This window comes from Nitrosospira sp. Nsp11 (assembly GCF_900142705.1).
GTDB lineage: Bacteria > Pseudomonadota > Gammaproteobacteria > Burkholderiales > Nitrosomonadaceae > Nitrosospira.
In genome coordinates this window covers 53,922-65,686 of record NZ_FRBV01000012.1, presented here as the reverse complement: position 1 = coordinate 65,686, position 11,765 = coordinate 53,922, and the positions used below count along the sequence as shown (strand labels likewise).

Annotated in this window: 16 protein-coding genes and 1 pseudogene; 13 read left to right on the top strand and 4 right to left on the bottom strand. The window is 48.4% G+C overall.

What is annotated here, in order from left to right:
• Position 1: 1 nt before the first annotated feature.
• From BUA28_RS12210 to BUA28_RS12170, 10 genes are all read left to right on the top strand, one after another.
• Positions 2-388 (top strand): hypothetical protein, encoded by a 387-nt coding sequence (locus BUA28_RS12210; RefSeq protein WP_072768393.1) that lies wholly within the window; start codon positions 2-4, stop codon positions 386-388.
• Positions 385-621 (top strand): hypothetical protein, encoded by a 237-nt coding sequence (locus BUA28_RS12205; protein ID WP_072768392.1) that lies wholly within the window; start codon positions 385-387, stop codon positions 619-621. The genes BUA28_RS12210 and BUA28_RS12205 overlap by 4 nt, the downstream gene beginning before the upstream one ends.
• 23 nt (positions 622-644) lie before the next feature.
• Positions 645-878, top strand: coding sequence for a DUF4224 domain-containing protein (locus tag BUA28_RS12200; protein WP_072768391.1), 234 nt, complete (start codon positions 645-647; stop codon positions 876-878).
• 9 nt (positions 879-887) lie between these two features.
• Complete coding sequence (locus BUA28_RS12195) at positions 888-1,937, top strand: tyrosine-type recombinase/integrase (RefSeq protein ID WP_072768390.1); 1,050 nt, start codon at positions 888-890, stop codon at positions 1,935-1,937.
• 344 nt (positions 1,938-2,281) lie between these two features.
• Positions 2,282-2,785: a DUF488 domain-containing protein gene (locus BUA28_RS12190; RefSeq protein ID WP_072768389.1), complete on the top strand. Its 504-nt coding sequence runs from the start codon at positions 2,282-2,284 to the stop codon at positions 2,783-2,785.
• The gene (locus tag BUA28_RS12185) at positions 2,778-3,542 is read left to right on the top strand and encodes a hypothetical protein (RefSeq protein ID WP_083570005.1); all 765 of its coding nucleotides are present in this window, start codon (positions 2,778-2,780) and stop codon (positions 3,540-3,542) included. The genes BUA28_RS12190 and BUA28_RS12185 overlap by 8 nt, the downstream gene beginning before the upstream one ends.
• 209 nt (positions 3,543-3,751) lie before the next feature.
• Positions 3,752-4,081 (top strand): transposase, encoded by a 330-nt coding sequence (locus BUA28_RS12180; protein ID WP_072768388.1) that lies wholly within the window; start codon positions 3,752-3,754, stop codon positions 4,079-4,081.
• A complete protein-coding gene (locus tag BUA28_RS12175) occupies positions 4,078-4,764 on the top strand; it encodes an IS3 family transposase (RefSeq protein WP_083570004.1) in 687 nt (228 codons plus the stop codon). The genes BUA28_RS12180 and BUA28_RS12175 overlap by 4 nt, the downstream gene beginning before the upstream one ends.
• Positions 4,715-4,948: an IS3 family transposase gene (locus tag BUA28_RS16450; RefSeq protein WP_083570003.1), complete on the top strand. Its 234-nt coding sequence runs from the start codon at positions 4,715-4,717 to the stop codon at positions 4,946-4,948. Before BUA28_RS12175 ends, BUA28_RS16450 begins: the two co-directional genes overlap by 50 nt.
• Before the next feature lie 647 nt (positions 4,949-5,595).
• Positions 5,596-7,284 carry an ATP-dependent nuclease gene (locus BUA28_RS12170; RefSeq protein ID WP_072768387.1) on the top strand — a complete coding sequence of 563 codons (1,689 nt, stop codon included), beginning with the start codon at positions 5,596-5,598 and terminating at the stop codon, positions 7,282-7,284.
• A gap of 480 nt (positions 7,285-7,764) precedes the next feature.
• On the opposite strand, the gene BUA28_RS12160 is transcribed toward BUA28_RS12170, so the two are convergent.
• A complete protein-coding gene (locus BUA28_RS12160) occupies positions 7,765-8,097 on the bottom strand; it encodes a helix-turn-helix domain-containing protein (RefSeq protein WP_072768385.1) in 333 nt (110 codons plus the stop codon).
• A pseudogene (locus tag BUA28_RS12155) lies at positions 8,094-8,434 on the bottom strand (type II toxin-antitoxin system RelE/ParE family toxin). The gene BUA28_RS12160 and the pseudogene BUA28_RS12155 overlap by 4 nt, the downstream one beginning before the upstream one ends.
• Positions 8,435-8,569: 135 nt before the next feature.
• On the opposite strand from BUA28_RS12155, the gene BUA28_RS12150 reads away from it, so the two are divergent.
• A complete protein-coding gene (locus tag BUA28_RS12150; protein ID WP_072768384.1) occupies positions 8,570-8,842 on the top strand; it encodes a helix-turn-helix domain-containing protein in 273 nt (90 codons plus the stop codon).
• A gap of 231 nt (positions 8,843-9,073) precedes the next feature.
• The gene (locus tag BUA28_RS12145; RefSeq protein ID WP_072768383.1) at positions 9,074-9,541 is read left to right on the top strand and encodes a nucleoside deaminase; all 468 of its coding nucleotides are present in this window, start codon (positions 9,074-9,076) and stop codon (positions 9,539-9,541) included.
• Positions 9,542-9,859: 318 nt separating this feature from the next.
• Here the strand turns inward: BUA28_RS12145 and BUA28_RS12140 are convergent, their stop codons facing one another.
• Together BUA28_RS12140 and BUA28_RS12135 are read right to left on the bottom strand one after the other, a co-directional pair.
• Positions 9,860-10,018, bottom strand: coding sequence for a DUF3309 domain-containing protein (locus BUA28_RS12140; protein ID WP_072768382.1), 159 nt, complete (start codon positions 10,016-10,018; stop codon positions 9,860-9,862).
• A 571-nt stretch (positions 10,019-10,589) separates the two neighbouring features.
• A complete protein-coding gene (locus BUA28_RS12135; RefSeq protein WP_072768381.1) occupies positions 10,590-11,000 on the bottom strand; it encodes a nitrosocyanin in 411 nt (136 codons plus the stop codon).
• Between the two features lie 434 nt (positions 11,001-11,434).
• Between BUA28_RS12135 and BUA28_RS12125 the strand changes: the two genes are divergently transcribed.
• Positions 11,435-11,737: a hypothetical protein gene (locus BUA28_RS12125; RefSeq protein ID WP_072768379.1), complete on the top strand. Its 303-nt coding sequence runs from the start codon at positions 11,435-11,437 to the stop codon at positions 11,735-11,737.
• The last annotated feature ends 28 nt before the right edge of the window (positions 11,738-11,765 follow it).

The following is an 11,765-nucleotide window of genomic DNA, read 5'->3' as shown; positions in this document are numbered from 1 at the left end:
AATGAAAGTGAGCGCTGATAATCGTCTCTGGGTGCCCTCTGGCGAGGCCAAGCAAGATAAGTGCGGCATCTGGTGGGCAGTGATAGCCCTGGATGATGAAAAAGAAGAAACCATCGATTGTGGCACGATCTACGGCGGCACAAAAGTAGAGGCCGAGCAACGGCGATCCGAAATTATTGCAGCCCATAACAGGCTGGTAGGGGCGCGGAGCGCAGGTTGGAAAGTGGTGAGTTCCTCACAGATACCCGAAATCAAAATGGCGGCAGTCGCCATAGAAACCAGGGGCGGGGAGGATGTCTGCCTGGTGGTTCACGAGAACATAGGGCTGGCAGTAAAGGTCGCGATGCAGATTGTGTCGGAACATAACGCGGCGGCCTCGACGGCATGAATCTCAATCTCACGCCCGAGCATTTTGCAGGGTTTTTAATTGCAGTGGTGATTATCACCCCTTTCTTTAAAGGGGGACGGCTCATCAGAATGATTGGATGGCTGGGCCTGTGGCAGTTATTGTCACCGGTCCGCGGCATTGTTGAGGACGGTTTAATGCTGGCCGTTGGATTCTGGATAGTTGAGTGGTGCTACTTGGAGTGTCAAGAGCATATAAGAGGGGTGTTTAAATGACGAATGATGCCTGGGATCATTAGATGTTCCTGACCCCCGAAGAGGTTGCAGTGCTGACAGGCATCGCACGCGGTCGCGATGGCAAGACACGTGAGCAGCTTCAGGTAGCGCAGCTCCGGGACATGGGGATCGCTTTCCGTGTGAATGCGAAAGGCCGTCCAATAACCACGTGGGCAGCGGTGAATGGTGTAAAAGAAAATGTGCCGCCGCCACCGGTTTGGCAGTCGAATATTCTCAAATTAACGAAAACAGCGTAGATTAAACGAATGGGAAGGCGTCCAACAGTCAACAGCAATTTACCCGCCGGGATGCGCGCCAGGAGGCGAGGGGAGGTCACGTATTATTATTACGATACCGGCGGTAAGCCTCGTAAAGAGATCGCGCTTGGAACCGACTACCCGATGGCCGTCAAGAAGTGGGCAGAATTAGAAATAGATGCAAAGCCCGTTCATCTGGCTTTGGTCACCTTGAAATATGCTGCAGATAGGTACCTTCTTTCCCGGCTGTTTAAAGAGAAGGCCGCGCGCACTCAACGCGATTACGAAGCGCAACTGGTTTTCATTATGAAGTTCTTTAATGACCCACCTGCGCCACTAAGCGGGATAAAGCCGCACAGCATCCAGCAGTATATGGAATGGAGGGGTCAATCAGCCCCCGTCAGGGCGAATCGGGAGAGGGCTTTAATCTCCACGATATGGAATTTTGCGCGATCGTCCGGCATAACTGATTTGCCCAACCCGTGCGCCGGCGTTAAGGGATTCACGGAAGAGGGCAGGGATGTTTACATCGAGGATTCGGTTTTCGAGGCTGTATGGAAAGAAGCGGATGTTGCTTTACGCGACGCCCTGGATCTGGCGTATTTGACAGGGCAGCGCCCCGCTGACGTCCTCAAGATGAAAGAGCCCGATATAAGGGAAGGCGTGCTATGGATCAACCAAGGAAAAACAAAGAAGAAGCTGCGCATGGGAATATCCGGGCAACTGGTCGACGTGATAAAACGCATCATGGAACGCAAGCAAACATTCAAGGTTCGCAGCCTGGCATTGGTGTGTAACGAATCTGGTCAGCAATTAGGTAGGGAGGCTTTACGGTATCGTTTCGACGCCGCCAGGGTCGCGGCAATCAAAGCAAACCCTAGACTGAAAGACGCAATCGAGGCGTACCAGTTCCGTGACTTACGGGCCAAAGCTGGGACGGATAAAGCCGACTCCGGAGATATGGTTCAGGCTCAAAAACAACTTGGTCACAGCACCATAAAGATGACCGAACATTACGTTCGCGCTCGTGCGGGCGAGAAGGTTGAGCCAACAAAATAATGATTTGGCATTTCCGCAAATCTTCTAAAACCTAACAGCCATGCGGGTCAGAAAACCATCATTTGCGGAAATGAATTTTACATAACCGCCGGATTTTCCAAGAAAACGCAGTAGACTGTTAATCCGCAGGTCCCAGGTTCGAGCCCTGGTCGGGGAGCCAATAACAGCAAGGGTTTTAGCGCTTTTTGTGTCTTGCAAAAAACAAGCATTTTGCGGAGCGCTCCGCAAAACTGGTAGTGATCTTATCAATCGAATCCGACCTCATAGATTCGCACCCCATAGATTCGCACCTTAGATTCGTATAGGTTTGTGACCCCATAGATTCACAGAGCGGTTGAATAGTTATGGCAGGTAAACTCTACACCCTTGGCTATGAAAACTCTGCGATAGAGGATTTCATTGCCACCCTTAAGGTTGCCAATATCGAAAGGATCATCGATGTTCGGGAATATCCACTTTCACGCAGAAAAGGTTTCTCGAAAAATATTCTCCGTGAATTGTTGCAGGCGAATGACGTTGATTATGTCCATCTGAAAGGACTTGGTGATCCTAAGGAAGGCCGTGAGGCTGCGCGTTCTGGTGACCACGAAGCATTCCTCCGGATATTCACCAGCCACATGAAAACAGCAGGGGCGGTGGCCGATCTTCAGACGGCGATAGGTTTAGCGAGCTCCAGTGTATCGTGCCTTCTATGCTATGAGCGCAACCCCGAAGAATGTCATCGTACGATCGTGGCGAAAGCTATAGCTGCTGATACCGGCCAGCGTATTCAGCCCATCGGCGTGCAGAAAGGTGTCGCGCATCTGCAAAGCATCCAGACAGTTTTTCCAGAAGCCGCCCATGTTTGATACAGAGGGCGAGGGCGAGGCGGTTATTCTTGTCAAGGCAACTCCGCATATCAGCCAGAAGTATGGCGAGACTGTTTGTTGTGCCGGCATTACCCCGAACGCGGAATGGCTCCGTCTCTACCCTGTCACCTTTCGCAGACTGGAAGACGCAAAGAAATTTCGTCGATGGGATCACATCCGCTTTCGCTGGAAGAAACCGAAAGATGATTTTCGCCCTGAAAGCCGCAGGGTGGATCAGAACTCGATCGAGATTATCGGTAGGCTGCCGAAAAATGAAAAAGAGCGACTGCTCGCCAAGCTGGAAGTAACGGGGCTCAATGCGGTTTCGGCACAAGGAAAAACTTTTGCCCTGTTGCGCCCTAAAAATCCCTGTTTAACCATAGCTCGTAAATCCCCGAGCGAGCTTGCTCAGGAGAGAAGTGGGTATGAACTGATTTGCACCCAGCAGGATATGTTTTACCAAAAGGAATTGCTTCCGCTAGAACCATGCCCGTTCAGATTCAAGTATCGCTACCAGACCGATGATGGTGATCGCGAGGGTACCTGTCAGGACTGGGAAACCGATGCCACATTCTTTCATTGGCGTGAACGTTACGGAGAAGCCCAGGCAATTCAGCACATGCAGAAAGTATTTGGAACCGAATATCCTGAAAAAGGCATGCTCTTCGCCATGGGTACTCATTCTCTACATCCTAATACTTGGCTGATAAACGGCATCATACGGATGGATGAGATTGCGCAGATACCCTTGATTTAGCGGTGATGTCTTCATATTCAACGTTCAATGTGTGACCCCATAGAATACATTCAGTTACTTGAAAAATTCGAGCAACAGATATTCCCTCGAATTCGAGGTCTTTTTTTTGGACAGCGCCATTGTGAAGGTTTATTCGTATCAATGGAGTCTGAGCTAACCCGGCTTTTCCGGACACATTAGAAGGTAGACAATGTGAACGGAGGTGCCAAATGGAGAAGAATGTTGGGAAACAGAATTCCGAGCGTGAGCGAAATCGCTACAGCAAGGAATTCAAACTTGAGGCAGTCAGGCTTCTGGAACTTGGACAGAAGCCTGCCACAAAGATTGCATTGGAACTGGGGATTGCCCGCAACCAGTTATACAAGTGGCAGGCGCAACTGGGCAAAGTTGGCAAAGAACAGGCCTTTCATGGGTCGGGGCGCAAGCCCGAAGATGAGCGCAGTGAGAATGAGCGATTGCGCGCTGAACTCAAAAGGGTGATCGAGGAGCGCGACATCTTAAAAAAGGCCGCAGCGTACTTTGCGCGGGAACTGCCGTGAAGTACGAGTTCATTGCCCAACATCGTCAGCAGTTCCACCTCTCAGCCATGTGCCAGGTATTGACTGTTTCGCGCAGCGGATTTTATGAGTGGCAGGAGCGCGGTCCGTCTGCACGGACTCTTGCCAATCGTCAATTGCTCGGCCAAATCCGCCGGCTACATGAGCAAACGTGTAAGAATTATGGCGCAGTCAAGACCTGGAGGGCGCTCAACCAGGCAGGCATTGCTTGCGGCAAGCATCGTGTCGCCAGATTACGCAGTCAGGCGGGGATCGAAGCACAACGCAAGCGCCGGTTCCGGATCACGGTCGAGCATCACAAGCTTCCCCAGGCGGCACCCGATCGGATAGAGCGACGCTTTCATGCCCGCCAACCTAATCTGGTTTGGGTAGGTGACATGACCTTCATTCGCACACGGGCCGGTTGGCTTTACTTGGCAGTGTTGCTTGATCTGTACTCGCGCAGAGTCGTAGGCTGGTCCATGGGAGATCGACCCAACGAGGCCTTGACACTGGGCGCGCTGAACATGGCAATTGAGCATCGCGCACCCAAGCCGGACTTGATTCATCACACAGATCAGGGCGCCATCTATTGGAGCCAAAGATATTGTGAGCAGATGGCAAAGGCGGGAATGCATGCCGAGCATGGGCTCAAAAGGCAGTGCTTACGACAACGCGGTGGCTGAAAGCTTCTTCTCGAACTTGAAGAACGAGCTCATCCATCATACCGACTTCCAAAGCCGCGAAAGCGCCAGGACAGCGATCTTCAGCTATATTGAGCTCTTCTATAATCGTCAGCGGATCCATCAAACTCTGGGATATGTCAGCCCGGTAGTATTCGAGAAGGCCAGCAGAAAGGTTCCGAATTAAACCGTCCGGAAAACGCGGGTTAGCTCAGTCTGACCCTATAGGTTCTCTATAGGGTCTTAAAAAATTCTAATTTAGTGTAATTCCACCAAATTAAAGCCCTTGAACCTTAGCGAATTAAGGCCGTCGTCGCTGACCTCGCAAAACAGATGGGGGTGGCGTCCCCCGGGGCATTCGAACAAATCCCCACTATTTCTCAGCGCGCGAATTTTCCGATTCAAGTACAACACGCGCAGCCTAAGCGCTAACATTTCATCGGTACATGCGTTACCGCCCGCTTAGACGACCCTCTTTAATGTGGTGCAATTCCACGAGGTTGGAATCGTCGAATTCGAAGGAATGAAGCCACAGTTCTGAACACTTCAACTCCCCAGGTGCTCCCGGATGAACTTTCGTCCAATGGCTCATCATTAAAAGCTCTACAATGCGCAAAGTGCCGGTGCTTGCAATGATATTGCGATATTCGCTAACTTGGGGGCCCGTTGCACAAAGAATGTTTTTGCGCTACTGACGCTCGACATATTTAAATAGTTTAAATTGGGTGAATGTCTGTTAGTAGTGAGCATTTTGGCATGCCAATCAAGTTGCCTACTCCTTCAGGTCGTGGCAGAACTCTAGCGTTAATGTTCACTTATTAAGGTTATTAGATTTTGAAACTTTCTTTTTTCTCGGTCACAAATTATCGCAGCATCACTGCGGCACATAAAATAGCCATATCAGACACCACCGTGTTGATCGGAAAGAATAATGAAGGAAAATCTAATATTCTTAGGTCATTGCAAGTCGCAATGTTAATTTTGCAGGTACATGCCGCAAACGCCATAATAAAAAGATCGGTAAGACTGTATTCAGATGAACAGCCATATGATTGGAAGCGAGATTTTCCCGTGCAACTCCAACAGCGAAAGGCAACCAATCAAACTATATTTAAACTTGAGTTTCTTCTAGACGATGATGATATTGCTGGTTTCAAAACTGAAATAGGTTCGAATTTTAATGGCGCCTTACCCTTAGAGATCCGAGTGGGAAAAGATAATACGCCCGCAATAAAACTTATAAAGCCGGGCAAAGGAACCAAGTCACTTTCAACACAGTCGGCCAAAATCGCAAAATTTGTTGCTGATAGAATATATTTTAATTACATTCCAGCGGTACGAACAGACAATGAAGCCCTTGAATTGATTGGAAAGATGCTTTCGCAGGAGTTGCGGACACTTGAAACCAATCAATTTTATTTGGCTGCACTAGATACCATTGCGAAGTTGCAACAACCGATACTTGACGATTTGGCACTTAGAGTACAAGTACCTTTAAATGAGTTTTTGCCAAATATCACCAGCGTAAAAATTGAAATTCCCGAATCTAACAGACGGGTTGCTCTTCGGCGTGATTTTAGCGTTGTTATTGATGACGGCACGCCGACAAGTATCGAATATAAGGGTGACGGAGTTAAAAGCCTCGCAGCCTTAGGTTTGCTCAAGAACCACAATTCAAGGGGTGGGGCCTCCATATTGGCAATCGAGGAACCGGAATCCCACCTACATCCTGGGGCAATCCACCAAGTAAATGAAATTATTAGAACAATTTCAGAAACAAGCCAGGTAATCATTACCACTCATAATCCGTTGTTTGTTGATCGTGCGGATATAAAATCAAATATTATTATTAGCGATGGGAAAGCAACCCCAGCAAAAAATGTCGGATCTATTAGAGATTTGCTTGGAATAAGGGCCTCTGACAATCTCACAAATGCGAGCTTTGCATTGGTTGTAGAAGGCGAAGAAGACGTTCTCGCGCTAAAATCATTGCTCCCCCATCTTAGCGAAAAAATTTCGAAGGCTTTAAAAAATAATACTTTAGTAATCGAGCCACTAGGTGGGGCTGGCAATCTCTCATACAAACTTTCCCTTCTAAAGAATTTTCTTTGCCTAACGCACTCGCTTCTTGATGGAGATGAAGCTGGAAAAATGGCCTTCGATAAGGCAGAGAAAGCGTCATTAATATCACTCAACAGTTGCACAATGATTAATTGCCTCGGAATGGATAATGCTGAGTTCGAAGACTGTGTAATGCTAGAATTGTATAAAGATTCCGTGCTTTCACAATTTGGAATCGACCTGGGGGTAACAAAATTCAAAAGCAATAAAAAATGGTCAGATCGAGTTAAGAACGTGGCAATGGATCAAGGAAAACCATGGAGTGACTCAATTTTAGCTAGAATTAAATGTGCAGTAGCCCAATCCATTGCTAATGACCCAAAAAATGCATTGAATTCTTACAAGCGGAACTCCATTGACGCATTGGTTGTAGCGCTTGAGAGAATGATGAAGAATTGTTAAAATGTACTTATCGTTAAGATATTGAAATAACTGGATAAAACGAGTATGTCGCTATCATAGCACCGTCCTAACGCAAATACTCCAGACTCGATTGAGTCAACATAAAAGACAATATTGGTTGCTTCCGCGAGTTCGAGTACGTGTGGTCTAGACGGCCGGAACGATTCTCATCAACCGATTTTGGCTCCATAGATTCTTCTATCAGATTGTGAAACCTGTCTGAGATCGGAATATTCGAGTACGAACACAGAACGTTTGGTCGAATTGATCAATACTGCTCCAATCGACAGTATTTTGAAAGATGATCTACACACTCTGCGCAAATATCGTAATAAATGGGTGCAGGTAGATGATCCTTGGAATGACTCATCCTTACTGGAAAAACCCGAAGAAGCAGAGCAAGAGCTTGAGAAACGGCCATTTTTGCTACTTGGACCTTACGCAAAGTGATATACGAAAACCAGTGGGTGTAGCCCAGTATTAATCCACCGCTAACCGCACCGGCTTGCCAATCCGGCTCAGCATTTCCACTAGCGTATCAATGGTGAACTTGGCTGTTTTCCTGTTTATTACGTCGGAGACTCGGGGCCGCGACACCATCAGGATTTTTGCGGCTTCCGTTTGTTTGAGGTGATGCTGCGCGATCCATTCCGCCAGTTCCAGCATCAGTTGTTCCTTGAGTAATTGCGTGTCGTTGATCTGTTTCCGAGAGGCTTCTTGCAGTCGCTCTGCTTCCTCGGCCGGGAAACCAAGCTCCAGAAACAGATTCGCTCCAGGCTTGGTCACATGTCCGATTTCGATATCGATCTTCATTTCCTGTCTCTCCTCATGCTGATTACGGCACGATAACGCGCCTCTGCAATATCTTTGTCGCGCCTGCTGGTTGCCTGCACTTTTTTCTGGAAGCAATGCAGCACATATACCGCTTCCTCGAATTTACATACATCACCCGGTAAATGCCGCTGCTTTCCCGAATGCGAATTTCTCGTGTACCGGTACCCGCCTCGTCGAATGCCCGCCAGTCTTCCGGCTCCAAGCCGGCCTGTACTTTTCCTAGCTGAAATCCGGCTATGCGACGTGGGTCGTCGGGAAATGCCAGCAGGTCTTCATAGGCGGAACCTATCCACCGAATCTCTTTTTTGGGCTTCATGTGGTGTATAGTTGTGTATAAAATTTTATACGAAACTGCGCAAAAAGCAATCTGCGCTTGGGAATATGCTTGGGTGCGGACATCATCATTGTCTTCTGACGCGAAGCGTGCGCGGAATTATAGGTTTTTATTGATATGGACGACATTGCGCTTTATGAAGCGGCTAAGGCGGCTGACGATGGCAACCGCATTCCTGCAGAAGTCCTGTATGCGACTCTCGACGGCGCGCATCGGATAAAGGCGTGGCGCAATTATCGCAAGTTGACCCTGCAAGCCTTGGCAGATAGCGCTGGGATAAGCAAGGCATTCTTGAGCCAGATCGAGAACGGTAAGCGGACAGGAACAATAGCAGTATTGTCAGCGTTGGCGCGCGCGCTGGATGTGCCGGTAGACCTTCTGGCAGAATGAGCCTCGTACCGCAGCCCAGAACCCGCTCAGGCGGGTTTTTGTTGCCATATCTTTCCTGTTTTATTAATATTCACACTGAAACGCTGGTTATCTCAGCCGCATATCTCCACAACGAGAACCCTCGGCATGGTCCTATAAACAACGAACGGGCAATCATAAGCTACCTCATCATCAGTGAGGTGAAACAACTGGCTCGCCATACTCGACCTTGGGTTACAAGAAGGCACAATCATGAGCAGCGAGCAGCACATGCGAGAAGCCCTGGCGCTGGCCCGGGCCAATATCAAGGCCGGGGGTCGGCCTTTCGGTGCGGTGCTGGTATACCAAGGGCAGGTGATCGCCCAAGCGGTAAACGAGATTCATAGTACGCAGGATCCGACCTGTCACGCTGAAATGCAGGCGATCCGCCAAGCCAGCCGTGTGCTGGGCCGTCCCGATCTGGATGGCTGCGAAATCTACGCCAGCGGTCACCCATGCCCCATGTGCCTGGCCGCAATGCACCTGTGCGGTATCCATCGGGCATGGTTCGCCTATTCCAACGATGAGGGCGAGCCATATGGACTGTCGACTGCTGACGTCTATGCACAGATGGCTCGCCCACCCTTGCAGCAGGAAGTAGTGCTACGGCCGTTGAAGCCTGCGGACGAAGAGGGCCTTTACGCGCAGTGGAAGGCAAAGCAGGCCGACCGCACTTCGTAAACCAGCGACTCCCGATCGAGAGCCAATAGGGTCAGACTAAGTCTGACCCTATTGGTATTTAATGCTGCGATTCTTCAGTTATTAGAAAAATTTGAACAACTGATGTTATTCCACCCAGAAAGTATGGGAATATACTTTTTTTTGCCGATGGCCCTGCTCATCCTCTTCTTCATCGCCTTCGTCGCCCTGGTAGCGATATCCCCGCACCAGTTCATACAAATACTACTAGCTCGCATGGTTCGGCATGGGGCTATCTGTCATCTATACGCTACTGGCGGGCCTCTTCTCGTAATTCCGCATAGCTTTCAGCTTAGCAAGCTAGATGTGCCCCAACAAAACCAAAATAAGCACTATTAACAGCACGAATCCGATACCGCCACTCGGTCCATAACCCCAGCCGCTGCTGTAACCCCATGTTGGAATCGCACCCACCAGGGCAAGTATCAGCACAATCATAAGAATCGTTCCGAGAGTCATTTTAATTCTCCTCGTTTTGATTTGAGGTTTTATTATGCTCTTTTGACGAGTTTTATCTGTTCGGTGGCATACAAAATACGATCCAAGCGATAATGAAGGGTTGGAGTATGGGCGTGATAGGAAGGGGTTGGTGTTTACGCAGAAGCGGTTGAGCGTGGCCGCCCAAGTCGATAAAGACACACTTCTATCAAACTTAGTAATCCAGCTTTTGAAGAGGCTTATCCTGTTAAATCGATGCTACTTACTACAAATAAAAAACCCGCTGCGTAGCGGGTTTCATTGTTCCGGGTGAGCAATACTTACTCCCTGGAAATACTCCATAACCTTTCTAAGCAGTATCAGGCTTATTATGAACAGCCACGGTATGGCAGATTAAATGCACCTTATCAACTATTGCATTCCGATCTTAAGAGCCCTGCCATACCACTTCTGCTTCGGCGCTCGGCAGCTTCGAAGCTGACATTGACCAAATTGGCACGCCAATCTGTTGTTGTCGATGTTAGCTTCGCTGCTTCCGTTTTTTCTACTGTGCCGCCGATCCTGCTACTTCATAGGCTTCGTACAAAGTACTTTAGTCTATGACGTTCAAGGTGCCCGATAAATGGACATTCAAAGGATGGAGCTGGCAGTAGATTGTAAACGCACCGCTCTTCTTCGCTACCAAAGTAATATCTTTTGTTTCTCCGGCCTTGAGTACTTCTTTAATTCCATATTCGTCAATGGAAAATCCCTCGCTGATGGGAGATTTGTTTTCTACGGTAATCGTTACCTTGGTATCTTTTTTCACAGCCAAAGTCTCGGGCGCGTTGATAACGTTGAACGCGCGAATATTCTTGACTGTCACACCTTCTATATTGAGCTCAGGAATTGTAGTGTCATAAGCATTGATAACTACCTTGAATTTTTGCTCGTTTGCCTGCGCGGTTCCTACTAACAGCAACCCCAAAGCTAGACTCGCAAACATCGTTATGGTTTTTTTCATAATCACTTTCCTTTACTATACGTTACGTTTTAATGAAATAGCAGCCGCTCTTGCTTAACGGTACTTACAATTCTCGACATCCCTGGCCAAAGGAAAAAACACCTTGAACGCGACCAGCTTAACGATTAGCGATCTACTCATCGTTAGAATTGTAATTCTGCCTATGTTTTTATTCCGGAGTTCGCCCCGCGCGAATCCGGGCTTAATACTAAAGGGGATAATCGAGGATGTCAATCGCAAGCTTTCCCTCAAGTCCAAGTTTAAGATAGGTTTTCTGGCCGATTCGATTAAGCCCGTGTCATTCGAGCTTGTCCAGTTTCGACATTGCTGCTTTCTGGTTGCATTCAGCATTTCATGGCACGCTAAACCGTAATTTTGGGCGTAACAGTAACCCGTAATTACGGTAATATTGTCGATCAAAAACCGGGTAAACCATGGCTGATAGCGGTTTAGTAATCATTAGCGTCATAATCCTGACTGGATTGCTTTGTCTGGCTATATGGGTTCTCAGGAAAATAGCGCGCGGAGAAATCGACGTAAGCGTTAACACCGCACTGGCGGCATTGCTGGTGGTTGCATTGCTGGTGCCTTTGGGATTGAATTTTTCCGCTCATCTGATATTCGGCAAGATGAATCATTCAAGTATTGACGAAACCGCCGAACACCCCGAACACCCCGAACACCCCGAACACCCCGAACAGTCAGAACACTCGGCATTCGAGACTGAACACCATTGAAGTGACTGAGGACGTCAATCTGCATTGG

Bases quoted from the DNA above. Each gene is read 5' to 3' on its own strand.
- BUA28_RS12150 (WP_072768384.1), top strand. From the start codon at position 8,570: ATGGACGACATTGCGCTTTATGAAGCGGCTAAGGCGGCTGACGATGGC.
- BUA28_RS12135 (WP_072768381.1), bottom strand. From the start codon at position 11,000: ATGAAAAAAACCATAACGATGTTTGCGAGTCTAGCTTTGGGGTTGCTG.
- BUA28_RS12160 (WP_072768385.1), bottom strand. From the start codon at position 8,097: ATGAAGATCGATATCGAAATCGGACATGTGACCAAGCCTGGAGCGAAT.
- BUA28_RS12145 (WP_072768383.1), top strand. From the start codon at position 9,074: ATGAGCAGCGAGCAGCACATGCGAGAAGCCCTGGCGCTGGCCCGGGCC.
- BUA28_RS12185 (WP_083570005.1), top strand. From the start codon at position 2,778: ATGTTTGATACAGAGGGCGAGGGCGAGGCGGTTATTCTTGTCAAGGCA.
- BUA28_RS12195 (WP_072768390.1), top strand. From the start codon at position 888: ATGGGAAGGCGTCCAACAGTCAACAGCAATTTACCCGCCGGGATGCGC.
- BUA28_RS12125 (WP_072768379.1), top strand. From the start codon at position 11,435: ATGGCTGATAGCGGTTTAGTAATCATTAGCGTCATAATCCTGACTGGA.
- BUA28_RS12210 (WP_072768393.1), top strand. From the start codon at position 2: ATGAAAGTGAGCGCTGATAATCGTCTCTGGGTGCCCTCTGGCGAGGCC.
- BUA28_RS12200 (WP_072768391.1), top strand. From the start codon at position 645: ATGTTCCTGACCCCCGAAGAGGTTGCAGTGCTGACAGGCATCGCACGC.
- BUA28_RS12180 (WP_072768388.1), top strand. From the start codon at position 3,752: ATGGAGAAGAATGTTGGGAAACAGAATTCCGAGCGTGAGCGAAATCGC.
- BUA28_RS12190 (WP_072768389.1), top strand. From the start codon at position 2,282: ATGGCAGGTAAACTCTACACCCTTGGCTATGAAAACTCTGCGATAGAG.
- BUA28_RS12140 (WP_072768382.1), bottom strand. From the start codon at position 10,018: ATGACTCTCGGAACGATTCTTATGATTGTGCTGATACTTGCCCTGGTG.
- BUA28_RS12205 (WP_072768392.1), top strand. From the start codon at position 385: ATGAATCTCAATCTCACGCCCGAGCATTTTGCAGGGTTTTTAATTGCA.
- BUA28_RS16450 (WP_083570003.1), top strand. From the start codon at position 4,715: ATGCCGAGCATGGGCTCAAAAGGCAGTGCTTACGACAACGCGGTGGCT.